Genomic DNA, 23,121 nt, shown 5'->3' with positions numbered 1-23,121 from the left:
GCACCGCGGCATCCGTTGTGGTGGGATCTAGCGCTATGGGTATCAAGGTGGCCCTGGAGCACCGCACCAGCTATGCGTTCGACCGCCTCGTCGAGGTGTTCCCGCATGTCGTGCGCCTGCGGCCGGCTCCCCACTCGCGCACACCGATCGAGGCCTACTCGCTGAAGGTGGAGCCCGACGACCACTTCGTGAACTGGCAGCAGGACGCGTTCGGCAACTTCCTGGCCCGGCTGGTGTTCCCCACCCGCACCCGCAGCCTGACGATCACCGTCGGGCTCATCGCCGACCTCAAGGTGATCAACCCGTTCGACTTCTTCATCGAGGACTACGCCGAGCACGTCGGTTTCACCTACCCCCGCGCGCTGGCCGAGGACCTCAAGCCGTACCTGCGTCCGGTCGACGAGGACGACGGTGCCGGACCCGGTGACCTCACCGAAGCCTGGGTGAAGAACTTCTCGGTGGCGACGGGGACCCGCACGATCGACTTCCTGGTGGCGCTCAACCGCGCGGTCAACGCCGATGTCGGTTACAGCGTCCGGCTCGAACCGGGCGTGCAGACCCCCGACACCACGCTGCGCACCGGCATCGGCTCCTGCCGGGACTCGGCATGGCTGCTGGTGTCGATCCTGCGTCAGATGGGTCTGGCGGCGCGGTTCGTGTCCGGCTACCTGGTGCAGCTCACCTCCGACGTCGAGGCGCTCGACGGGCCGTCCGGGCCCGCCGCCGATTTCACCGATCTGCACGCCTGGACCGAGGTCTACATTCCCGGCGCCGGCTGGATCGGGCTGGACCCGACCTCGGGTCTGTTCGCCGGGGAGGGGCACATCCCGCTGTCGGCGACGCCGCATCCCGAGTCGGCGGCCCCGATCACCGGCGCGACCGAACCCTGCGAGACGACGCTGGAATTCAGCAACGTCGTCACCAGGGTCCACGAGGACCCGCGCGTCACGCTGCCCTACACCGACGCGACCTGGGCGGCCATCGACGCCCTCGGCCGCCGCGTCGACGAGCGGCTGACCGCCGGCGACGTCCGGCTCACCGTCGGTGGCGAACCGACCTTCGTCTCCATCGACAATCAGGTCGATCCCGAGTGGCTGACCGACGCGGACGGCCCGCACAAACGGCAGCGGGCCTCGGCGCTCGCGGCGCGGCTGAAGCAGGTGTGGGCGCCGCACGGGCTGGTGCAACGCGGCCAGGGCAAGTGGTATCCCGGAGAGCCGTTGCCGCGCTGGCAGATCGCGTTGATGTGGCGCACCGACGGACAGCCGCTGTGGAACGACCCGGCACTGCTGGCCGACCCGTGGCCCGAACACCCGGGAACGCCCGCGATCGCCCCCGACGCCCCTGCGCAACTGCTCACCGCGATCGCCGACGGGCTGGGGCTGCCGCACACCCAGGTCCGGCCGGCCTACGAGGACCCGCTCAGCAAGCTGGCCGCCGCGGTGCGCCGGCCCGCGGGGCAACCCGTCGCCGAGTCCGACGACCTTGCGGACGACAGCGCGGACGCGCGCGCGACGCTGCTCGAGCGGCTCGACACCGCGGTCACCGATCCTGCCGCCTTCGCGCTGCCACTGCACCGTCGCGACGACGACGCCGGGTGGGCGAGCGCGGACTGGACGCTGCGCCGCGGCCGAATCGTGTTGCTGGACGGCGATTCTCCCGCCGGGCTGCGGCTGCCGCTCGATGCGATCAGCTGGACACCGCCCCCGCCGTCGTTCGACGCCGATCCCACCCACGACCGACCACCGCTCGAACCCGATGCCGACGAGCCCGCGGAGGTCACCGACGCCGACTCGGTGCCGATCACGGCCCTGGTCGGCGAGCTCCGCGACGGCCTGCTGTACGTGTTCCTGCCGCCCACCGAGGAGTTGGAGCACTTCGTCGATCTCGTCCACCGGATCGAGACCGCCGCCGCCGCGATCGGCTGCGCCGTGGTGATCGAGGGCTACGGACCGCCGTCCGACCCGCGGCTGCAGTCCATGAGCATCACGCCCGACCCGGGCGTCATCGAGGTGAACGTCGCGCCGTCGGCCAGTTTCGCCGAGCAGCGCGACCAGCTGCAGACCCTGTACGCCGAGGCGCGGCTGGCGCGGCTGTCCACCGAGTCCTTCGACGTCGACGGCACCCATGGCGGGACGGGCGGGGGAAACCACATCACCCTGGGCGGAGTCACCCCGGCCGACTCGCCGCTGCTGCGCAGGCCGGACCTGCTGGTGTCGCTGCTGACCTACTGGCAGCGTCACCCGGCGCTGTCCTACCTGTTCGCCGGGCGGTTCATCGGCACCACCTCCCAGGCGCCGCGGGTCGACGAGGGCCGTCCCGAATCGCTGTACGAGCTGGAGATCGCCTTCGCCGAGATCGCCCGGCTGTCCGCGCAGGCCGGCGGGCCGAAGGCGTGGCTGGCCGACCGCGCGCTGCGCCACCTGCTCACCGACATCACCGGGAACACCCACCGCGCGGAGTTCTGCATCGACAAGCTCTACAGCCCGGACAGTGCGCGCGGGCGGCTGGGACTGCTCGAGTTGCGCGGTTTCGAGATGCCTCCCCACCACCAGATGGCGATGGTGCAGTCGCTGCTGGTGCGTTCGCTGGTGGCGTGGTTCTGGGAGGAGCCGCTGCGCGCCCCGCTGATCCGCCACGGCGCGAACCTGCACGGCCGGTACCTGTTGCCGCACTTCATCATTCAGGACATCGCCGACGTCGCCGCCGACCTGCGGGCGCACGGCATCGAGTTCGACACCAGCTGGCTGGACCCCTTCACCGAGTTCCGCTTCCCCCGGATCGGCACCGCGGTGTTCGGCGGCGTCGAGATCGAGTTGCGCGGCGCGATCGAGCCCTGGAACGTGCTGGGCGAGGAGTCATCGGTGGCGGGCACCGCGCGGTACGTCGACTCGTCGGTGGAACGCCTGCAGGTGCGGCTCATCGGGGCCGACCGGCAGCGCTACCTGGTGACCGTCAACGGGCACCCCGTCCCGCTGCTGGCCACCGACAACCCCGACGTCCAGGTGGGCGGCGTGCGGTACCGGGCCTGGCAACCGCCCAGCGCACTGCACCCCACGATCACCGTGGACGGCCCGCTGCGCATCGAATTGATCGACACAGCGGCGGGGGTGTCCCGAGGCGGCTGCACCTACCACGTGTCCCATCCGGGCGGGCGCTCCTACGACACGCCTCCGGTGAACGCGGTCGAGGCCGAGTCCCGGCGCGGGCGGCGGTTCGAGGCCACCGGATTCACACCCGGCACGGTCGATCTGGCCGGGCTGAGGGAGAAGCAGGCCCGGCAATCCACCGATGTGGGCGCGCCGGGAATCCTCGATCTGCGGCGAGTGCGTACCGTGCTGTCGTAATGGCATTACCCACCGGCTTCACCAGCCAGGACAACCTCGACAACCCGCTGGTGCCCTACGAGACCATGCGGGCCCAGCAGGCGCTGTTCGAGGTACGGACCGCAGGGGGCGCCCCCGCGACCGGATACGACGAATTCGTCGACGCCGCAGGCGCTGTGCGGCCGGCATGGCAGGAACTCGCCGAGTGCGTCGCCGAGCGCGGACGCGGCGGTCTGGACCGGCTGCGCGCCGTGGTGCGCAACCTCGTCGACAACGACGGCATCACCTACATCCAGCTCGAGGACGGCTCGGCCGTGCCCGGGCCGTGGCAGCTGGACGCGCTGCCCCTGATCGTCTCGGCATCGGACTGGGACCGGCTGGAATCCGGTCTGGTGCAACGCTCGCGGCTGCTCGACGCGGTGCTGACCGACCTGTACGGCGAGCAGCACTGCATCACCAGCGGAGCACTGCCACCGCAGCTGCTGTTCGCCCATCCCGGGTACGTGCGGGCGGCCCGCGGCATCGAGGTGCCGGGCCGGCACCAACTGTTCCTGCACGGCTGCGACATCAGCCGCGGGGCGTCGGGCGACTTCGTCGTCAACGCCGACTGGACCCAGGCTCCATCGGGAGCCGGGTACGCGCTCGCCGACCGCCGCGTCATCGCCCACGCCATCCCCGACCTCTACGAGCAGGTCGGGCCCCGGCCCGCGTCGCCGTGGGCCCAGGCGCTGCGGCTGGCGCTCGTCGACGCGGCACCGGAATCCGCCGAGGAGCCGGTGGTGGTGGTGCTCAGCCCGGGCATCCACTCGGAGACCGCCTTCGATCAGGCGTATCTGGCCAGCGTGCTCGGTTTGCCGTTGGTCGAGAGCGCCGATCTCGTGGTGCGCGACGGCAAGGTGTGGATGCGCTCGATGGGCACGCTCAAACGCGTCGACGTGGTGCTGCGCCGGGTCGACGCGGCCTACGCCGACCCGCTGGATCTGCGCGCGGACTCCCGGCTGGGCGTCGTCGGTCTGGTGGAGGCGCTGCGGCGCGGTGCGGTGACGGTGGTGAACACTCTGGGCAGCGGCGTGCTGGAGAGCCCGGGCGTGCTGCGCTTCCTGCCCGAGATGGCCGAGAAGCTGCTCGGCGAGACGCCTCTGCTGCCCACGGCACCGCTGTACTGGGGCGGCATCGACGTCGAGCGCTCCCATCTGCTGACCCACCTGTCGTCGCTTCTCATCCGGTCCGCCACCGGCGGGGAACCGATCGTCGGACCCGAGCTGTCGGCGGCGCGGCGCGAGGCACTGGCCGCGCGGATCGCCGCCACCCCGTGGCAGTGGGTGGGCCAGGAGCTGCCGCAGTTCTCCTCGGCGCCCGCCGACTACCTGCCCGCCGGGCTGTCCTCGTCGAGCGTGGGCATGCGCCTGTTCACGGTGTCCCAGCGCAGCGGGTACGCGCCGATGATCGGCGGCCTGGGGTATCTGCTGGCACCCGGAACCGACGCGTACACGCTGAACAGCGTTGCCGCCAAAGACATCTGGGTGCGCACGCCGGCGCGGGTCACGGCAGAGAAGACCACCGTGACGGCGCCGTCCGACGACGAGCTGCTGCCCACGCCGATCACCGCCAGCCCGACCCACGAGATCAGTTCTCCGCGTGTGCTGTCCGACCTGTTCTGGATCGGCCGCTACGCCGAACGCGCCGAACACACCGCCCGGCTGCTCACGGTCACCCGGGAGCGCTATCACGAGTTCCGGCGCCGGCAGGCGATGGACGGCAGCGAATGCGTGCCGGTGCTGCTGGCCGCGCTGGGGACCATCACCGGCACCGACACCGGAGCCGGTGACCACCACGAGATGGTCGCCACCGCCCCGACGACGCTGTGGTCGCTGACCGCCGACCGGCTCCGCCCGGGATCGCTGGCCCAGTCGGTGGAGCGGCTCGGGCTGTCGGCGCGGGCCGTCCGCGACCAGATGTCCAACGACACCTGGATGGTGTTGTCCACCCTCGAACGGACCCTGCTGCACGCCGGTGACAGCCCGCCCGATTCCCAGGCCGAGGGGGAGGCCTTCCTCTCCTCGACGAACACGCTGACGCTGGCGGGCATGCTCGCGCTGTCCGGTGTCCTCGCCGAGTCGATGGTGCACGACGTCGGCTGGACGATGCTCGACATCGGCAAGCGCATCGAGCGGGCACTCGCGCTGACGGCACTGCTGAGAGCGACGCTGACCACCGCGCGAGGACCCGAGGCAGAGCAGACCATCACCGAGTCGACGCTGGTGGTCTGCGAGTCGCTGGTGATCTACCGCAGGCGCAACCCCGGCACCGTCAGTGTCGCCGGGGTGGCCGAACTCGTGCTCTTCGACGCCGAGAACCCGCGATCGCTGGTCTATCAGTTGGAGCGGCTGCGCACGCATCTGAAGTCGCTGCCCGGCTCGTCGGGATCCTCGCGGCCGGAGCGGATGGTCGACGAGATCGCGATGCGGTTACGTCGCATGGAGCCCGACGAACTCGGCGAGTGCACGGCCGAGGGCCGGCGCGCCGAACTCGACGGCCTGCTCGCCGCCATCCACCGCGACCTTCGCGAGCTCTCCACCGTCATCACCGCGACGCATCTGTCGCTGCCGGGGGACATGCAGCCGCTGTGGGGACCCGACGAACGACGGAAACTGCCGTGAGTCGGCGCTACGAGATCACCCACCGCACCGTGTACCGCTACTCCGACGTCGTCACCAGTTCCTACGGCCGCGGGTTCCTCACCCCGCGTGACTCGGCGCGGCAGCGCTGCCTGTTCCACGAGCTGGTGCTCGACCCGGAGGCCGCCGACAGCTCCACCAGCCGCGACGGCTACGGCAATCTGAGCTCCTATTTTCACGTCACCAGGCCGCACCGCAGCCTGAGCGTCACCAGCCGCTCGATCGTCGAGGTGGACCCGCCGCCACCCGACCACTACCAGGTCGCCTCGGCCAAGGCGCCGTGGGAGATCGCCCGTCCCGTGGGCCCCGACGGCGCCCTGGCGAGCGAGTTCACCCTCGACCTCGCACCCCCCGAGATCACCGATGCGGTGCGCGACTATGCCGCACCGACGTTCACCCCCGGTCGGCCGCTGATCGAGGTGCTGCGCGACCTGAACGCACGCATTCACCGCGATTTCACCTACCGGTCCGGGTCGACCACGGTGTCCACCCAGGTGGGTGAGGTTTTGGCGGCCCGGGAAGGGGTATGTCAGGACTTCGCGAGGCTCGCGATCGCCTGCCTGCGCGCCAACGGTCTGGCAGCGAGTTACGTGTCGGGCTATCTGGCCACAGATCCGCCTCCGGGAAGGGAACGCATGGTGGGCATCGACGCGACGCATGCCTGGGCGTCGGTGTGGACGCCGAAGGACGTGTGGCTGGGCCTGGATCCCACCAATGACCAGATGGTCGACGAGCGCTACGTGACAGTGGGATTCGGCCGTGACTACGCCGACGTCCCGCCGCTGCGCGGCATCATCTACACAGACTCGGACAGCAGCGTGATCGACGTCTCCGTCGACGTTGCGCCCTACGAAGGAGGAGTCCTGCATGCGTGACTTCACATGCCCCAACTGCGGTCAGCGACTGGCCTTCGAGAACTCGGTGTGCCTCAATTGCGGCAGCTCCCTGGGTTTTTCGCTCGACGACATGGCCCTGCTGGTGATCGCCCCACCTGAGCACAGTGAGCACGCGGGCGCAGTCGACGAGAGCCGGTACCAGTTGTGCGCCAATCTGCATCTGGCCGAATGCAACTGGCTGGTGGAGAAGGGGCCGGTGGCGAAGCTGTGCGTGTCGTGCGCGCTCACCCGGACCCGGCCCAACGACGCCGACACCATCGCGCTGACCGCGTTCGCCGCGGCGGAGAAGGCCAAACGCCGGCTGATCGCCGAACTGCACGAACTGAAGCTGCCCATCGTCGGCCGTGACGAGGACCCCGACTTCGGGCTGGCGTTCGACCTGCTGTCCAGCCAGTTCGAGAAGGTGTTCACCGGCCACGAGAACGGCGTGATCACCCTGGATCTCGCCGAGGGCGACGACGTGCACCGCGAGCAGCTGCGGATCTCGATGGACGAGCCGTACCGGACGCTGCTGGGGCACTTCCGCCATGAGATCGGTCACTACTACCAGTACCGACTGATCGGCACCTCGCCGGACTATCTGCAGCGCTACCACGAACTGTTCGGCGATCCCGAGGCCGACTACCAGGCCGCGCTGGATCGCCACTACAGCCAGGGCGCCCCGGCGGGCTGGGAGAACGACTACGTGTCGTCGTATGCGACCATGCACCCCGCAGAGGACTGGGCCGAGACGTTCGCGCACTACCTGCACATCCGCGACACCCTCGACACGGCCGCCGCGTTCGGCATGGCGCCGGCCTCCGCCACCCTCGAGCGAAGGGTGTTGGGGCCCAGCAGCTTCGACACGATGATCGAGATGTGGCTGCCCCTGGCGTGGTCGCTGAACATGGTCAACCGGTCGATGGGCAAAGAAGACCTCTACCCGTTCGTCCTCCCGCCCGCGGTGCTGGAGAAGATGCGCTTCATCCACACGGTCATCGACGAGGTCACCTCGAACCCGGCGAAACTCGCCGAGGTGGGTGCCCCGGTCAGTGAGCAGTCCCAGCAGATGGATTAGCCATCAGCTGCTGCATGAACCGGTGCGCGCCGAGCACCACCGCGGCGCGGTCGGGACCGTTGCGGCGGGCCACGTCGGCCTCGTTGCCGCCGGCCACGTGGACCGGCCCGTGCGGCAACCGATCGAGTCCCTCGGCCGCCACGTCGGCCGGGTCGGCCACCCGCAGGCCGGGCACGTCGAAGTTCAGCCCGACCCGCTCCATGGCCGGCGTGCGCGTCACGCCGAGCACGAGCTCGCAGACGTCGACGCCGTGGTCGCGCAGTTCCAGCCACAGTCCCTCGGCGAAGATCCGGCCGAAGGCCTTGACCCCGCCGTACACCGTGTGCCGGGTCGAACCGAGGTAACCGGCCATCGAGCCCACCAGCAGGATGCCGCCGCGGCGGCGGTCCCGCATCGGCCGGGCGTAGTGCTGGACCAGGGCCATCATCGTGTTGACGTTGAGGTCGACCACGCGAGCGAAGGCGTCGAGGTCACCGTCGAGGAATTCCTCGCTGCAGGTGTTGGCGCCCGCGTTGTAGATCAGCAGGCCGATCTCGAGGCCCGCCGTCGCCGCGACCACCTCGTCCGGGCCGGCGGCCAGGTCGGCTGTCACCGTGCGCACGTCGACTCCGAATGCGCGGCAGCGGGCGGCGGTGGCCGCCAAGGGCTCCGGACGCCGGGCCACCAACACGAGGTCGATCCCCGCCGCGGCCAGCAGCGCCGCGAACTCGGCCCCGACGCCCTCCGAGCCGCCGGCGATCACGGCGCGCGGTCCGTAGTGGCTCAGGTCTCTCACCGTTCGATCGTCGCACCCCGTGTGCCGGCGCCGACGCAACACGCGCCCGCGCGGTCAGCCGTCGCGCCGCCGCGCATCCCTACGATCACCGCGTGGCTGATCGCTATGGCGCCGACATCCTGTCCAGTGACCCGCACCGCAAGCCCTGCTCCACCGAACAGCCGATCGAGATCGGCATGGTCGTCGAGGACGCGCAGACCGGCTTCGTCGGCGCGGTGGTACGCGTCGAATACGGCCGCATGCAGCTCGAGGACCGGCACGGCCGTACCAAACCGTTTCCGGTCGGGCCCGGCTACCTGATCGACGGCAAGCCCGTCATCCTGACCGCCCCGAAGAAAGCGGCTCCCGCGGCGCCGGCCCGGACCGCGTCCGGCTCCGTCGCGGTCGCCGGCGCGCGCGCCAGAGTGGCGCTCGCCAGCCGCATCTACGTCGAGGGCCGCCACGACGCCGAGCTCGTCGAACAGGTGTGGGGCGAGGACCTGCGCCTCGAGGGGGTCGTCGTCGAGTACCTGGGCGGTGTCGACGACCTCGCCGCGATCGTCGCCGACTTCCGGCCCGGGCCCGGCCGGCGCCTCGGCGTGCTCGTCGACCACCTGGTGGCCGGGTCGAAGGAGGCCCGCATCGCCGAGAAGGTGCGCCGGGGACCGGGCGGCGAGCACACGCTGGTGGTGGGCCACCCGTTCATCGACATCTGGGAGGCCGTCAAGCCGGCCCGCCTCGGGATCGACGCCTGGCCGGTGGTGCCCAAGGGGCAGGACTGGAAGCACGGCGTGTGCGAGGCGCTGGGGTGGCGGCATCGCGATCAGGCCGACATCGCCGCGGCCTGGCAGAAGATCCGTGGCCGGGTGCGGGACTGGACGGACCTCGAACCCGACCTCATCGGCCGGGTGGAGGAGCTGATCGACTTCGTCACCGCCTCCGTGTAAGCAGGGAGCGTGTCCGACAGCCTGTTCGACGTACCCGGTGAGACGGCCGGATCCGCCGCGGCTCCGGTGGGGACGTCGGTGCCGCTGGCCGTGCGGATGCGGCCCGCCTCGCTCGACGAGGTCGTCGGCCAGCAGCACCTGCTCGCCGGGAACTCGCCGCTGCGGCGCCTCGTGGAGGGCTCCGGCGCCGCATCGGTCATCCTCTACGGCCCGCCCGGCACCGGGAAGACCACCCTGGCCTCGCTGATCTCCCACGCCACCGGCCGCCGGTTCGAGGCGCTCTCGGCGTTGTCGGCGGGGGTGAAGGAGGTGCGCGCGGTCATCGAGGAGGCCCGCGTCGCGCTGCTGCGCCGCGGCGAGCAGACGGTGCTGTTCATCGACGAGGTGCACCGGTTCTCCAAGACCCAGCAGGACGCACTGCTCGCGGCGGTGGAGAACCGGGTGGTGCTGCTGGTCGCGGCCACCACCGAGAACCCGTCGTTCTCCGTCGTCGCCCCGCTGCTGAGCCGCTCGCTGATCCTGCAGCTGCAGCCGCTGACCCCGGCCGACATCGCCACGGTGCTCCGGCGTGCCCTCGACGACGAACGGGGCCTGGGCGGCACGGTGCCGATCACCGACGAGGCGCTCGACCTGCTGGTGCAGCTGTCGGCCGGCGATGCCCGGCGGGCTCTGACGGCGCTGGAGGTCGCCGCCGAATCCGGGCAGGTGACCGTCGATGTCATCGAGCAGTCGCTGGACAAGGCGGCGGTGCGTTACGACCGCGACGGGGACCAGCACTACGACGTGGTCAGCGCTTTCATCAAGTCGGTGCGCGGCTCCGACGTCGATGCCGCCCTGCACTATCTGGCGCGGATGCTCGTCGCGGGGGAGGACCCGCGGTTCGTGGCGCGGCGGTTGGTGATCCTCGCCAGCGAGGACATCGGGATGGCCGACCCGACCGCACTGCCGACGGCGGTCGCCGCGGCCCAGACGGTGCAGTTGATCGGCATGCCCGAGGCGCAGCTGACGCTGGCGCACGCCACCGTGCACCTGGCCACCGCGCCGAAGTCGAACGCCGTCACCACCGCGCTCGGCGCGGCGATGGCCGACATCCGGGCCGGTAAGGCGGGGCTGGTGCCGGCCCACCTGCGCGACGGGCACTACTCCGGCGCACAGAAGCTGGGCAACGCCGTCGGCTACAAGTACGCCCACGACGATCCGGACGGCGTTGTGGCCCAACAGTATCCGCCCGACGAGATCGTCGGCGTCGACTACTACCGGCCGACCACCCACGGCGCCGAGCGCGAGATCGCCACCCGGGTGGACAAGCTGCGCGCCATCATCCGGCGCCGCCGCTGAGCTCGCTCTGGTCACGGGAGCCACAGGTATCGACCTTCTGCAGTGAAAGATCGAGTAACCCTCTGCAGAACGTGAATTGGTGCGACGGGTGTTGACCATGCGTCGGGGTCAGGGTGCCGACCGGGCGGGGCGCGGGCACTGGTCCAACCTTGACACAGACCGTGCCCCGTCCTACCCTACTAATCAACCAATAGATTGATCAAAGGAAAGGTTGATCATTGGCGAGTGAGGCGGACGAGGCGATGCTCGACCGTGCCTTCATGGCGCTCGCGGATCCCGTCCGGCGCGCGATGGTGGCGCGGCTGTCCCGCGGTCCGGCCACGGTCAACGAGCTGGCCGAGCCGTTCGCGATCACGAAACAAGCGGTGTCCAAACACATTCAGGTGCTCGAACAAGCGGGTCTGGTGACCCGGACCCGCGAGGCGCAGCGTCGTCCGGTGCACCTGGACGCCGCCGCGCTGGAGGCGGTGACGGCCTGGATCGACCGGTACCGGCTGGACGCCGAACGCAACTACCGCCGGCTGGACGCCCTACTGGCGGCCGAGAAGAAAGGACCGACCCGATGACCAATGCCCTGGAGCTGACCGCTCCCGTCGACACCCTGGCCATGGAATTCACGCGCGTTTTCGACGCCCCCGTCGCCGCGTTGTTCCGTGCGCATGCCGATCCGGACCTGTTGGCGCGATGGCTGGGGCCGCACGGCCTGGAGATGGACGTGACCGAGTGGGACTTCCGCGATCACGGCGGGTACCGCTACGTCCACCGCACCGAGCACGGCGCCTTCGCGTTCAACGGCACGTTCCACACCGTGCGCGACAACGAATTCATCCTGCAGACCTTCGAATTCGAGGGCGCCCCGGACATGGTCAACCTGGAGTACCTGTGGTTCGAAGACCTCGGCGACGGCCGCTCCCGGCTGCGGGGCCGCTCGATCTGTCCGAACACCGACGCCCGGGACGCGCTGCTGTCCTCGGGGATGGAGGGGGGAATGACGGAGGGTTACGAGAAGCTCGACGCGCTGCTGGCCGCCGGCTGAGAAGAGTGCAGACGGGGGCGATCCCGACTGGTCGGGGGCCCAGCCGGGATCGCCACGGACGGATTCGGCGCGTCAGCGCAGAATTCCGGAACGGCGGCCGCCCATCAGGCCGGTGCGGCCACGCCGCCGACCCATGAGCGATGCCACCAGAGCCACGCCGAGCGCGGCCACGACGACCTGGACGAGTAGTTCCATCCAGTCGATCCCGTTGGTGGCGGTCGGAATACCGACCGCGCGGGCGATCGCGGTGCCGATGAAGGCGGACACGATGCCGACGAGAATGGTGAGCAGCATCCCGATGGGCTGCTTACCGGGCAGGACGAGCCGGCCGAGAACGCCGACGACGATGCCGATGAGAATTGCGGTGATGACGCCGGTGATGGTCATTTTTCCTCCAAAGTTTGCGGCTGCCGGCGGCATACCCGAGCCCGCTGGGCAATAAACGCTCGCGTCAATCAGTGCGGGCGTCCGTAGGCTCGTCGCCATGGACACCGAAGTGCTCGACGTGGACACCGCCCGGCGGCGGATCGTCGACCTGACCGGCGACGTTCGCCAGTTCTGCGCGTCGCGGGGAGACGGTCTGTGCAACGTGTTCGTCCCGCATGCCACCGCGGGGGTGGCGATCATCGAAACCGGCGCGGGATCCGACCACGACCTGGTCGACACCCTGGAGCGGTTGCTGCCCCGCGACGACCGCTACCGGCACGCGCACGGATCTCCCGGGCACGGCGCCGACCATGTGTTGCCGGGTCTGGTCGCACCGTCGGTCACCGTGCCGGTCGGGGCCGGCGAACCGCTGCTGGGCACCTGGCAGAGCATCGTGCTGGTGGACCTGAACAGGGACAACACGCGGCGCAACGTCCGATTGAGCTTCGTGTCGGGCTGAAAGCCACGCCCGGTACTGTGGTGCGGTCGAGTATTCGCAGGTGGCGGCCGATCGGCCCCGCTGACCAGACCCGAAGGACAGCCACGACGTGCAGACACACGAGATCAGGAAGCGGTTCCTTGATCATTTCGTGAACGCGGGACACACCGAGGTGCCCAGCGCCTCGGTGATTCTCGACGACCCGAACCTGCTGTTCGTCAACGCCGGCATGGTGCAGTTCGTCCCCTACTTCCTCGGGGCCAGGAGCGCGCCGTGGAACCGGGCGGTGAGCATCCAGAAGTGCATCCGCACCCCGGACATCGACGAGGTCGGCATCACCACCCGGCACAACACCTTCTTCCAGATGGCCGGCAACTTCAGCTTCGGCGACTACTTCAAGAAGGGCGCCATCGAGTTCGCCTGGTCGCTGCTGACCAACCCGACCGACCGGGGCGGATACGGATTCGACCCCGAAAGGCTCTGGGCGACCGTCTATCTCGACGACGACGAGGCCATCGGCTACTGGCAGGAGGTGGCCGGACTGCCGCTCGAGCGCATCCAGCGCCGCGGGATGGCGGACAACTACTGGTCGATGGGCATCCCGGGCCCGTGCGGACCGTCCTCGGAGATCTACTACGACCGCGGGCCCGAGTACGGCATCGAGGGCGGCCCGGAAGCCAACGAGGACCGCTACATCGAGATCTGGAACCTCGTGTTCATGCAGAACGAGCGCGGCGAGGGCACCTCGAAGGAGGACTTCGAGATCCTCGGACCGCTGCCGCGCAAGAACATCGACACCGGCATGGGCATCGAGCGGGTGGCCTGCCTGCTGCAGGGCGTCGACAACGTCTACGAGACCGACCTGCTGCGCCCCGCCATCGACCTGATGGCCGCGCGGGCACCGCGCGGATACGGGCAGGGCAACCACGCAGACGACGTCCGCTACCGCATCATCGCCGACCACAGCCGCACCGCGGCGATCATCATCGGCGACGGCGTCAGCCCCGGCAACGAGGGCCGCGGCTATGTGCTGCGCCGGCTGCTGCGCCGCATCATCCGCGCGGCCAAGCTGCTCGGCATCGACGATCCGTTCATGGCCGACCTGATGGCCACCGTGCGCGACGCGATGGGGCCGTCGTATCCCGAGCTGGTCTCCGACTACGACCGGATCGCGCGCATCGCGATCGCCGAGGAGGCCGCGTTCAACCGCACGCTGGCCTCGGGTTCGCGGCTGTTCGACGACGCCGCCCGGGCGACCAAGGCGTCCGGCGCGTCCCGGCTGTCGGGCTCGGATGCGTTCACGCTGCACGACACCTACGGCTTCCCGCTCGAGCTGACCCTGGAGATGGCCGCCGAGGCCGACCTGGGTGTCGACGAGGAGGGCTTCCGGACCCTGATGGCCGAGCAGCGGCAGCGGGCCAAGGCCGACGCGGCGGCGCGCAAACAGGCCCACACCGACCTGAGCGCCTACCGCGAGCTCGTCGACGCCGGCCCCACCGAGTTCACCGGTTTCGACGAGTTGACCACCGAGGCGACCATTCTCGGCATCTTCGTGGACGGTAAGCGGGTGCCGGTGGTGTCGCACACCGGCCGCGACGGCACGCAGGAGCGCGTCGAGCTGATCCTGGACCGCAGCCCGTTCTACGCCGAGTCGGGCGGGCAGATCGCCGACGAGGGCGACATCCGGGGCACCGGCTCGTCGGAGACGGCCAAGGCTGCGGTCACCGATGTGCAGAAGATCGCGAAAACATTGTGGGCGCATCGGATCAACGTGGAGTCCGGCGAGTTCGTCGAGGGCGACACCGTCGTCGCGGCCGTCGACCCGCGGTGGCGCCACGGCGCGACACAGGGCCACTCCGGCACGCACATGGTGCACGCTGCACTGCGACAGGTGTTGGGCCCCAACGCCGTTCAGGCCGGATCTCTGAACCGCCCCGGCTATCTGCGGTTCGACTTCAACTTCCAGGGCGCGCTGAGCGATGAGCAGCGAGAGCAGGTCGAGGAGGTCACCAACGAGGCGGTGCAAGCCGACTTCGAGGTGCACACCTTCCACGAGAATCTGGAGAAGGCCAAGGCGATGGGCGCCATGGCCATGTTCGGCGAGTCATACCCCGACGAAGTCCGCGTCGTCGAGATCGGCGGTCCGTTCTCCCTCGAGCTGTGCGGCGGCACGCACGTCGGCCGCTCCGCGCAGATCGGTCCGGTCACCATCCTCGGCGAGTCGTCGGTGGGTTCCGGTGTGCGCCGCGTGGAGGCGTACGTCGGGCTGGACTCGTTCCGCCACCTCGCCAAGGAGCGCGCCCTGATGGCGGGTCTCGCGTCGTCGTTGAAGGTGCCCTCCGAGGAGGTGCCCGCCCGCGTCGCGACGCTGGTGGAGCGGCTCCGTGCCGCCGAGAAGGAACTCGACCGGCTGCGGCTGGCCGGCGCGCGCGCCGCCGCGGTCAATGCCGCGGCCGGAGCCGAACAGGTCGGTAAGGTCCGGCTCGTGGCGCAGCGGATGGCCGGCGGGATCTCGGCGGGCGACCTGCGGTCGCTCGTCGGCGACATCCGCGGCAAGCTCGGCAGCGAGCCCGCCGTCGTCGCGCTGATCGCCGAGGGCGACGACGACACGGTGCCCTACGTGGTGGCCGTCAACCCGGCCGCCCAGGACCTCGGGGTGCGCGCCAACGACCTGGTGAAGGTGGTGGGCGCCGCCGTGAACGGTCGCGGTGGCGGCAAGGCGGACCTGGCGCAGGGATCGGGGCAGGGCGCGGCGAACATCGACGCGGCGCTGGCAGCGGTGCGCGCGGAGATCGGCCGGAGCTGACCAGAGTGCCCGACGCCGTAACCGACGCCGACGATGCCGGCCGCGCACCGGATCGCCCCGGTGACCCCGCGTCGGCGCCTGATCCGGGCCGTGGCCGCCGACTGGGTGTCGACGTCGGCACCGTGCGCATCGGGGTGGCGGTCAGCGATCCCGACGCCGTGCTCGCGACCCCGGTGGAGACCGTGACGCGCGACCGGCGCGCAGACAAGCACGTCCGGCGCCTGGCAGCGCTGGTCGACGAGTATCAGGTGGTCGAGGTCGTCGTCGGGCTGCCGCGGACGCTGGCGGATCGGGCCGGCTCCTCGGCGCGCGACGCGATCGAGGTCGCCGACCTGCTGGCCGACCGGGTCACGCCGGTGCCGGTCCGGCTCGTCGACGAGCGGTTCACGACGGTGACCGCGCAGCGAGCGCTGCGCGAGGCGGGCGTGCGGGGCCGCGGACAACGTTCGGTGATCGATCAAGCTGCAGCGGTGGGGATTCTGCAGAACTGGCTGGACCAGCGACGGGCGGCGCTGTCCCCACACGGAGAGGTCGGGGATGGCTGACGACTGGCACAACGATCGTGCCGAACCCCTGGCGGTGGGTCCGCCCCGGCGGCGGATGACCCGTCAGCAGCGGGCCCGGGAGGCCCGGCACCGGCGCCGTCGCCGCACCGCCGCCATCGCGGCGGTCGCGATGCTCGTGGTCGTCGTCATCGGTGCGGTGTTCCTCGGCTCGCGGATGTGGCACTCGCTGTTCGGGGGCAGCGGCAACGACTACACCGGCGAGGGCGTCAACGACGTCGTCATCCAGATCCACGACGGCGACTCGACCACGGCGATCGGTAAGACGCTGCAGGAGGGCAAGGTCGTCGCCACCATCAAGGCGTTCGTCGACGCCGCCGACGGCAACACGGCGATCTCGTCGATCCAGCCCGGCTTCTACAAGGTGCGCACCGAGATCCCGGCCGCCGACGCGGTGGCGCGGCTGGCCGATCCGGGCAACCGGGTGGGCAAACTGGTCATCCCGGAGGGCCGCCAGCTCGACGACGTCTCCGACGTCAAGACCAACGCCGTCACCGACGGCATCTTCTCGCTGATCTCGAAGGCCACCTGCGTGGACCTCGACGGCGACCGCCGCTGCGTGCCGGCGCAGGATCTGCGCGCCGCCGCCGGCGCCGCCGCGCCCGCGGCGCTCGGGGTGCCGCAGTGGGCGACCGGGCCGGTGACCGCACTGGGCGCCGACCACCGCCGCCTCGAAGGGCTGATCGCGCCCGGCACCTGGAACATCGATCCGTCGGGCACGCCGCAGGACATCCTGTCGACGCTGATCTCCAGCAGTGCGGGGCAATACGAGCGCGGCGGCCTGCTGACCACCGCCGCCTCGCTGAACATGTCGCCCTACCAGATCCTGACGGTGGCCTCCCTGGTGCAGCGCGAAGCCAAACCGCAGGACTTCTCCAAGGTGGCGCGGGTCATCTACAACCGGCTGGCCGAGAATCGCACGCTGGAGTTCGACTCCACGGTGAACTACGCACTGGACCGCATCGAGGTCGCCACCACCGACGGCGACCGCGCGCAGGCCACCCCCTGGAACACTTACGTGCGGCCGGGCCTGCCGGCGACCCCGATCTGCTCGCCCGGCCAGCCGGCCCTGGCCGCGGCCGAACAGCCCGAGCCCGGCGACTGGCTGTACTTCGTGACGATCGACATGCAGGGCACGACGTTGTTCACCCGCGAGTACGAGCAGCACCTGGCCAACATCGAGTTGGCGCGACGCAACGGTGTCCTCGACTCAGCCCGATGAGGGCTCGACGGGCCGGGGTTCTGGGCTCGCCGATCGCACACTCCCGGTCCCCGCAGCTGCACCTGGCGGCGTACCGGGCGCTCGGCCTCGAGGGCTGGACCTACGACCGGATCGAATGCACCGCTGAGCAGTTGCCCGCCGTGGTGGCCGGTTTCGGGCCCGAGTGGGTCGGGGTATCGGTGACGATGCCGGGCAAGTTCGCCGCGCTGTGGTTCGCCGACGAGGCCACCGAACGGGCCCGGCTGGTCGGATCGGCCAACACGCTGGTGCGTTCGGCGGCGGGCTGGCTCGCCGACAACACCGACGTCGACGGGGTGGTGGGCGCGCTCGCCGACGTCCGGACCGATCGCGCGATGGTCGTCGGGTCGGGCGGAACCGCGCCCGCTGTCGTCGCCGGACTCACCGCCCGCGGCACCCGGCACGTCACCGTCACCGCCCGCGACCCCGGCAGGGCCGCCGGCGTGCTCGATCTCGCGCGGCGCTGCGGGCTGGCCACCGACTTCTGCGACATCCGCGCCGACTCGCTGGCCGACACCGCCGCCGGCGTGGACATCGTGGTCAACACCGTTCCCGCCGACGCCGTGGCTCCCTACGCCGCCGCGCTGGCCGCCACGCCGGCGCTGCTCGACGCGATCTACGATCCGTGGCCCACCCCGCTGGCCGCGGCGGTCGGCGCCCGGGGCGGGCGGGTGATCAGCGGGCTGCAGATGCTGCTGAACCAGGCGTTCAGCCAGGTGGAGTTGTTCACCGGCATGCCCGCGCCGAAAGAGGCGATGAGGGCGGCGCTCGACGTGCCTTAGCCTCAGACGGTGGGGGAGACGGCTGCCGTCGCCGTGGCGGTGTGGCTGATCGCGTTGAGCGCGTACGACTTTCGCCGGCGCAGGCTGCCGAACCGGCTCACCGTGCCGGGTGCGGTGGTGATCCTCACGGTCGCGGCGGTGGCCGGACGTGGCGTGCCGGCGACGCTCGGCGCGCTCGCACTGACCGGCATCTACGCGATCGTGCACCTGCGCTCGCCGACGGCGCTGGGCGCCGGCGACGTCAAACTGGCGATCGGCATCGGCGCGTTGACCGGTGCGTTCGGTGTGCAGGCGTGGGCGCTGTGCGCGATCGGCGCCTCGCTGCTGACCGGGCTGTGGGGCGCGGCCCGTCTCGCGCGCGGGTCGCGGGCGGCGGTGCCGCACGGTCCGTCGATGTGTCTGGCGGCCGCCGTCGCCGTCGCGGCGGCCCTACCTCCGGGGTAATCGCCCCCGACCCGTTCCGTCGCGATACTCGGACCGTGATGTCCTCACCGGTCCTCGTTCTGCACGGTCTGTTCAGTCGGCCGTCCCTGATGCAGCCGTGGACGAAGGTCCTCGACGACGCCGGATTCGTCTGCCACGTCCCGGCGCTGCCGGGCCGCGACCCGTCCGACGACGCCACCCTGACGCGCACCGGCATCGCCGAGATGGTCGACGCCGCGCTGGCCGCCTACGACGCGATCGGCGAACCGGCGGTCGTCGTCGGCCACAGCTTGGGTGGACTGCTCGCCCAGAAGGTGGCCGCGGCGCGGCAGCCCCTGGCTGCGGTGCTGCTGGCCTCGGTGCCGCCCGGCGTGCTGTGGCCGCAACTGCGGGCGCTGCCGCGTTTCGTGCCGTCGATGCCGGCCGTGGCCGCGGGCCGTCCGTTCCTGCCCTCTGCGGACGTCATGCGCGCACTGCCGCTTCGAGGGTTGTGCGCCGCCGAACAGGATCGGCTGATCCCGGAGTTCGTCCGCGACTCCGGCCGGGTGTTCCGGCAGATGATGGTCGGTGCGCCCATCGTGCGGGTGCCGGCCGCGGCCGTCACCTGCCCGGTGCTGTGTGTCAGCGCCGGCCGGGACCGCAGTGTCGCACCGTGGATGTCGCGTCGCATCGCGGCGCGCTACGGTGCGCAACACCAGATCCACCCCGGGCTGCCGCACTGGATCGTCGCCGAGTCGGCGCTCCCGCAGGTGGCCCCGCCGGTGCTGGCCTGGCTGCGCGCGGTGCCGGCGCTGCGCTGAGACGATCGCCGTTTTTCGGCCTCGGCGCGCGTCATGCGAAACTGGGACACGTGTTGCGATGGACGACAGCAGGGGAATCCCACGGCCGGGCGCTGGTGGCGATGGTCGAGGGCATGGTCGCCGGCGTCGAGGTGACGTCGTCCGACATCGCCGACCAGCTGGCGCGCCGGCGCCTCGGATACGGCCGCGGCGCCCGGATGAAGTTCGAGCAGGACCAGGTGACGATGCTCGCCGGGTTGCGGCACGGCGTGACGCTGGGCGGTCCCATCGCCATCGAGATCGGCAACACCGAGTGGCCGAAGTGGGAGACCGTGATGGCTCCCGACCCCGTCGACCCGGCCGCGCTGGCCGACAGCGCCGCCCGCAACGCGCCGCTGACCAGGCCGCGACCCGGCCACGCCGACTACGCCGGCATGTTGAAGTACGGGTTCGACGACGCCCGGCCGGTGCTCGAGCGCGCCAGCGCCCGCGAGACCGCCGCGCGGGTGGCCGCGGGCACCGTCGCGCGGGCTTTCCTGCGGCAGGCCCTCGGGGTCGAGGTCGTCTCGCACGTCGTCTCCATCGGTGCGTCGACCCCCTACGACGGACCGCCGCCCCTTCCCGGTGATCTCGCCGCGATCGACGCCAGCCCGGTGCGCGCGTTCGACCCGGCCAGTGAGGCGCTGATGATCGCCGAGATCGAGGCGGCCAAACGCGACGGCGACACCCTCGGCGGCGTCGTCGAGGTGGTGGCGCACGGCCTGCCCGTCGGGCTGGGCTCGTTCACCAGCGGGGAGAACCGGCTGGACAGCCAGCTGGCCGCCGCGGTGATGGGCATTCAGGCGATCAAGGGTGTGGAGATCGGCGACGGCTTCGAGACGGCACGCCGCCGCGGCAGCGTCGCCCACGACGAGATCTATCCCGGCCCCGACGGGGTGATCCGCTCGACCAATCGCGCCGGCGGGCTGGAGGGCGGCATGACCAACGGACTGCCGGTGCGGGTCCGCGCGGCGATGAAGCCGATCTCCACGGTGCCGCGCGCCCTGGCCACCATCGACATGGCGACCGGTGAGGAAGCGGTCGCGATCCACCAGCGCTCCGATGTCTGCGCGGTCCCCGCTGCCGGCGTCGTCGTCGAGACGATGGTCGCGCTGGTGCTCGCCCGCGCCGCGCTGGAGAAGTTCGGCGGGGACTCCCTGACCGAGACACGGACCAACATCGACGCCTACCTGCGCGCCGTCGCCCAGCGCGAGCCGGCCGCCGACGGGGTCAGGGCGTCGGGCTGATGGCCCCCAAGGCGGTGCTGATCGGGCTGCCCGGTTCGGGCAAGTCGACGATCGGGCGGCGGCTGGCCAAAGCGCTGGGGCTGGAGATGCTCGACACCGACGCGGCGCTGGAGAAGAAGACCGGCCGCACCATCGCCGACATCTTCGCCAACGACGGCGAGGCCGAGTTCCGGCGCATCGAGGCCGAGGTGGTGTGCGACGCACTCGCCACCCACGACGGAGTGCTCTCACTCGGTGGCGGCGCCGTGACCACCCCCGCGGTGCGCGATGCGCTGGCCGGTCACACCGTGATCTATCTGGAGATCAGCGCAGCTGAGGGCGTGCGCCGCACCGGCGGTTCGACGGTGCGCCCGCTGCTGGCCGGACCCGATCGCGGGGAGAGGTTCAAAGAGCTGATCGCGCAACGCGTTCCGCTGTACCGGCAGGTGTCGACCATGCGGGTCAACACCAACCACCGCAACCCCGGCGCGGTGGTGCGCCACATCGTGGCGCGCCTCGACAACCCCGAGGGGGCGAAATCCGACCGGCGCCGCAGGCGGCCCTCGTGGCGGCGGGCACCGCTGTCGCTGACGGCCGCGCCGTCGACGGAGGCGCCGCCGAGCCCCGCCGCGGTGGCGGCCAGGAAAGGATCCCCGTGTCGACGGAAGGACGGACAGTGACGGAACCGGTGACCGTAGAGGTGCGCACCGATCCGCCGTACCCGGTCATCATCGGTACCGGCCTGCTCGGCGACCTCGGCCGTGTGCTCGACGGGCGGCACAAGGTCGCGATCCTGCACCAACCGACCCTCACCCAGACCGCTGAGGCGATCCGGGTTCATTTGTCCGACAAGGGAATCGACGCCCACCGCGTGGAGATCCCCGATGCCGAGGCCGGCAAGGACCTGCCCGTCGTCGGGTTCATCTGGGAGGTGCTGGGCCGCATCGGCGTCGGGCGCAAGGATGCGATCGTGAGCCTCGGCGGCGGGGCGGCCACCGACGTGGCCGGGTTCGCGGCGGCGACCTGGCTGCGTGGCGTGGACATCGTGCACGTGCCCACCACGCTGCTCGGCATGGTCGACGCCGCCGTGGGGGGCAAGACCGGCATCAACACCGACGCCGGCAAGAACCTCGTCGGCGCCTTCCATCAGCCGGCCGCGGTGCTCATCGACCTCGCGACGCTGGAGACGTTGCCGCGCAACGAGATCATCGCCGGCATGGCCGAGGTCGTGAAGGCCGGTTTCATCGCCGACCCGGTGATCCTCGACATGATCGAGGCGGATCCGCAGGCCGCGCTCGACCCCACCGGCGACGTACTGCCGGAACTGATCCGGCGGGCCGTCGCGGTCAAGGCCGAGGTGGTGGCCGCCGACGAGAAGGAATCCGCGCTGCGCGAGATCCTCAACTACGGCCACACGCTGGCCCATGCCATCGAGCGGCGGGAGCGCTACAAGTGGCGCCACGGCGCGGCGGTGTCCGTGGGGCTGGTGTTCGCCGCCGAATTGGGCCGGCTCGCAGGACGTCTCGACGATGCGACCGCCGCGCGGCACCGCGAGGTCCTGACCTCGCTGGGGCTGCCCGTCACCTACGACGCCGACGCGCTGCCGCAGCTGATGGACTCGATGCTCGGCGACAAGAAGACCCGCGCCGGCGTGCTGCGCTTCGTCGTCCTGGACGGCCTGGCCAAACCCGGCCGCCTCGAGGGACCCGACCCGTCGCTGCTGGCGGCGGCCTACGCCGAGGTCGCCCGGGACAGCCCCTAGCTGTTCCGCCTGGTGTCGTCATCGTGCTCGGCGACCGCGACCGGTGAGGTGTGCTGTTCGGTGGCGGCATTGTCGTAGTCCTGCACACCGTCCCGGCCGTCGCGGTCGTCGCGCACCGCGGCGAACACGTCGGTGTCGGCGCGATCGTCGTCGCCTTCCCGGCGCCGCGGCTGCTGAGGCGTCTTGCGGTCGACCAGCCACCGGCCGAGGCCTACGCCGATGATCGCGAACAGGAACACCAGCAGCGCGGTGAACGCCGCGAACGTGGTGACCTCGTTGATCAGGCCCTCGACGTAGAGGTTCTTGTAGAACAGCCCGATGAGCCAGGCCACCAGCCCGCTCACCACCCCGGCGAACAGTCCGGCCAGCAGCCAGGTCATCGCGAGATCCGACCGGCGGTCGGGGTCCGGGTTGGCGCGGGCGTCGCTGCGGCCGTCCGCATAACCCCAGATCAGGACGACGACGGCGTACAGCGCGACCAAAGTGATGCTGATCAGTCCCGCCTTGGTCTCGAAGGCGTTGATCAACGCCCCCTGGAACAGCCGGACGATCACCATCAGGGCGGCGAACACCAGTCCGCGCAGCAGCCACTTGCTCATGGGGC

At 70.8% G+C, this 23,121-nt stretch carries 21 protein-coding genes; 18 read left to right on the top strand and 3 right to left on the bottom strand.

Annotated elements, in window-relative coordinates; genetic code table 11:
• The first annotated feature begins 35 nt into the window (after nucleotides 1–35).
• From MCHLDSM_RS08920 to MCHLDSM_RS08905, 4 genes are read left to right on the top strand one after another with little or no spacing between them, the layout of a single operon-like run.
• Complete coding sequence (locus tag MCHLDSM_RS08920) at nucleotides 36–3,347, top strand: transglutaminase family protein (protein WP_048469747.1); 3,312 nt, start codon at nucleotides 36–38, stop codon at nucleotides 3,345–3,347.
• Nucleotides 3,347–5,986 (top strand): circularly permuted type 2 ATP-grasp protein, encoded by a 2,640-nt coding sequence (locus MCHLDSM_RS08915; RefSeq protein ID WP_048469746.1) that lies wholly within the window; start codon nucleotides 3,347–3,349, stop codon nucleotides 5,984–5,986. The genes MCHLDSM_RS08920 and MCHLDSM_RS08915 overlap by 1 nt, the downstream gene beginning before the upstream one ends.
• Nucleotides 5,983–6,879 (top strand): transglutaminase family protein, encoded by an 897-nt coding sequence (locus MCHLDSM_RS08910; protein WP_234713934.1) that lies wholly within the window; start codon nucleotides 5,983–5,985, stop codon nucleotides 6,877–6,879. Before MCHLDSM_RS08915 ends, MCHLDSM_RS08910 begins: the two co-directional genes overlap by 4 nt.
• A complete protein-coding gene (locus MCHLDSM_RS08905; protein WP_048469744.1) occupies nucleotides 6,872–7,957 on the top strand; it encodes a zinc-binding metallopeptidase family protein in 1,086 nt (361 codons plus the stop codon). Before MCHLDSM_RS08910 ends, MCHLDSM_RS08905 begins: the two co-directional genes overlap by 8 nt.
• On the opposite strand, the gene MCHLDSM_RS08900 is transcribed toward MCHLDSM_RS08905, so the two are convergent.
• On the bottom strand, nucleotides 7,929–8,732 hold the full coding sequence (locus tag MCHLDSM_RS08900) for an SDR family NAD(P)-dependent oxidoreductase (RefSeq protein WP_048469743.1): 804 nt from the start codon (nucleotides 8,730–8,732) through the stop codon (nucleotides 7,929–7,931). The genes MCHLDSM_RS08905 and MCHLDSM_RS08900 overlap by 29 nt on opposite strands.
• 92 nt (nucleotides 8,733–8,824) lie before the next feature.
• On the opposite strand from MCHLDSM_RS08900, the gene MCHLDSM_RS08895 reads away from it, so the two are divergent.
• The 4 genes from MCHLDSM_RS08895 to MCHLDSM_RS08880 all read left to right on the top strand — a co-directional run bounded on the left by MCHLDSM_RS08895 (nucleotide 8,825) and on the right by MCHLDSM_RS08880 (nucleotide 12,032).
• Nucleotides 8,825–9,658: a DUF3097 domain-containing protein gene (locus tag MCHLDSM_RS08895; RefSeq protein ID WP_048469742.1), complete on the top strand. Its 834-nt coding sequence runs from the start codon at nucleotides 8,825–8,827 to the stop codon at nucleotides 9,656–9,658.
• Nucleotides 9,659–9,667: 9 nt separating this feature from the next.
• A complete protein-coding gene (locus tag MCHLDSM_RS08890) occupies nucleotides 9,668–10,996 on the top strand; it encodes a replication-associated recombination protein A (RefSeq protein WP_048469741.1) in 1,329 nt (442 codons plus the stop codon).
• 242 nt (nucleotides 10,997–11,238) lie between these two features.
• Nucleotides 11,239–11,562, top strand: a complete 324-nt coding sequence (locus tag MCHLDSM_RS08885) for an ArsR/SmtB family transcription factor (protein WP_048470247.1) — start codon at nucleotides 11,239–11,241, stop codon at nucleotides 11,560–11,562.
• Nucleotides 11,559–12,032: an SRPBCC family protein gene (locus MCHLDSM_RS08880; protein WP_048469740.1), complete on the top strand. Its 474-nt coding sequence runs from the start codon at nucleotides 11,559–11,561 to the stop codon at nucleotides 12,030–12,032. The genes MCHLDSM_RS08885 and MCHLDSM_RS08880 overlap by 4 nt, the downstream gene beginning before the upstream one ends.
• A 72-nt stretch (nucleotides 12,033–12,104) precedes the next feature.
• Here the strand turns inward: MCHLDSM_RS08880 and MCHLDSM_RS08875 are convergent, their stop codons facing one another.
• Nucleotides 12,105–12,419 carry a GlsB/YeaQ/YmgE family stress response membrane protein gene (locus tag MCHLDSM_RS08875; RefSeq protein ID WP_048469739.1) on the bottom strand — a complete coding sequence of 105 codons (315 nt, stop codon included), beginning with the start codon at nucleotides 12,417–12,419 and terminating at the stop codon, nucleotides 12,105–12,107.
• A gap of 97 nt (nucleotides 12,420–12,516) precedes the next feature.
• Here MCHLDSM_RS08875 and MCHLDSM_RS08870 point away from each other — a divergent pair, with 97 nt between their 5' ends.
• The 10 genes from MCHLDSM_RS08870 to aroB all read left to right on the top strand — a co-directional run bounded on the left by MCHLDSM_RS08870 (nucleotide 12,517) and on the right by aroB (nucleotide 22,517).
• Complete coding sequence (locus MCHLDSM_RS08870) at nucleotides 12,517–12,918, top strand: secondary thiamine-phosphate synthase enzyme YjbQ (RefSeq protein WP_048469738.1); 402 nt, start codon at nucleotides 12,517–12,519, stop codon at nucleotides 12,916–12,918.
• An 88-nt stretch (nucleotides 12,919–13,006) separates the two neighbouring features.
• Complete coding sequence (gene alaS / locus MCHLDSM_RS08865; RefSeq protein ID WP_048469737.1) at nucleotides 13,007–15,703, top strand: alanine--tRNA ligase; 2,697 nt, start codon at nucleotides 13,007–13,009, stop codon at nucleotides 15,701–15,703.
• A gap of 5 nt (nucleotides 15,704–15,708) precedes the next feature.
• On the top strand, nucleotides 15,709–16,248 hold the full coding sequence (gene ruvX / locus MCHLDSM_RS08860; RefSeq protein ID WP_048469736.1) for a Holliday junction resolvase RuvX: 540 nt from the start codon (nucleotides 15,709–15,711) through the stop codon (nucleotides 16,246–16,248).
• Nucleotides 16,241–17,488, top strand: coding sequence for an endolytic transglycosylase MltG (locus MCHLDSM_RS08855; RefSeq protein WP_048469735.1), 1,248 nt, complete (start codon nucleotides 16,241–16,243; stop codon nucleotides 17,486–17,488). Before ruvX ends, MCHLDSM_RS08855 begins: the two co-directional genes overlap by 8 nt.
• Nucleotides 17,485–18,288 (top strand): shikimate dehydrogenase, encoded by an 804-nt coding sequence (locus MCHLDSM_RS08850; protein WP_048469734.1) that lies wholly within the window; start codon nucleotides 17,485–17,487, stop codon nucleotides 18,286–18,288. The genes MCHLDSM_RS08855 and MCHLDSM_RS08850 overlap by 4 nt, the downstream gene beginning before the upstream one ends.
• 9 nt (nucleotides 18,289–18,297) lie before the next feature.
• Nucleotides 18,298–18,732 (top strand): prepilin peptidase, encoded by a 435-nt coding sequence (locus tag MCHLDSM_RS08845; protein WP_048469733.1) that lies wholly within the window; start codon nucleotides 18,298–18,300, stop codon nucleotides 18,730–18,732.
• 38 nt (nucleotides 18,733–18,770) lie between these two features.
• Entirely contained in the window at nucleotides 18,771–19,511 is a 741-nt protein-coding gene (locus MCHLDSM_RS08840; protein WP_048469732.1) for an alpha/beta hydrolase, read from the top strand.
• Between the two features lie 50 nt (nucleotides 19,512–19,561).
• Nucleotides 19,562–20,776 carry a chorismate synthase gene (aroC, locus tag MCHLDSM_RS08835; protein WP_048469731.1) on the top strand — a complete coding sequence of 405 codons (1,215 nt, stop codon included), beginning with the start codon at nucleotides 19,562–19,564 and terminating at the stop codon, nucleotides 20,774–20,776.
• Nucleotides 20,776–21,435, top strand: a complete 660-nt coding sequence (locus MCHLDSM_RS08830) for a shikimate kinase (RefSeq protein ID WP_048469730.1) — start codon at nucleotides 20,776–20,778, stop codon at nucleotides 21,433–21,435. The genes aroC and MCHLDSM_RS08830 overlap by 1 nt, the downstream gene beginning before the upstream one ends.
• Nucleotides 21,432–22,517: a 3-dehydroquinate synthase gene (gene aroB / locus MCHLDSM_RS08825; protein WP_048469729.1), complete on the top strand. Its 1,086-nt coding sequence runs from the start codon at nucleotides 21,432–21,434 to the stop codon at nucleotides 22,515–22,517. The genes MCHLDSM_RS08830 and aroB overlap by 4 nt, the downstream gene beginning before the upstream one ends.
• On the opposite strand, the gene MCHLDSM_RS08820 is transcribed toward aroB, so the two are convergent.
• Nucleotides 22,514–23,116: a B-4DMT family transporter gene (locus tag MCHLDSM_RS08820; protein ID WP_048469728.1), complete on the bottom strand. Its 603-nt coding sequence runs from the start codon at nucleotides 23,114–23,116 to the stop codon at nucleotides 22,514–22,516. The two genes, aroB and MCHLDSM_RS08820, sit on opposite strands and share 4 nt — an antisense overlap.
• Nucleotides 23,117–23,121 lie beyond the last annotated feature (5 nt).

It is taken from the genome of Mycolicibacterium chlorophenolicum, from assembly GCF_001044235.1.
Lineage (GTDB): Bacteria > Actinomycetota > Actinomycetes > Mycobacteriales > Mycobacteriaceae > Mycobacterium > Mycobacterium chlorophenolicum.
Note: the sequence above shows the minus strand (reverse complement) of the source record. Positions and strands in the feature narration are given on the sequence as shown.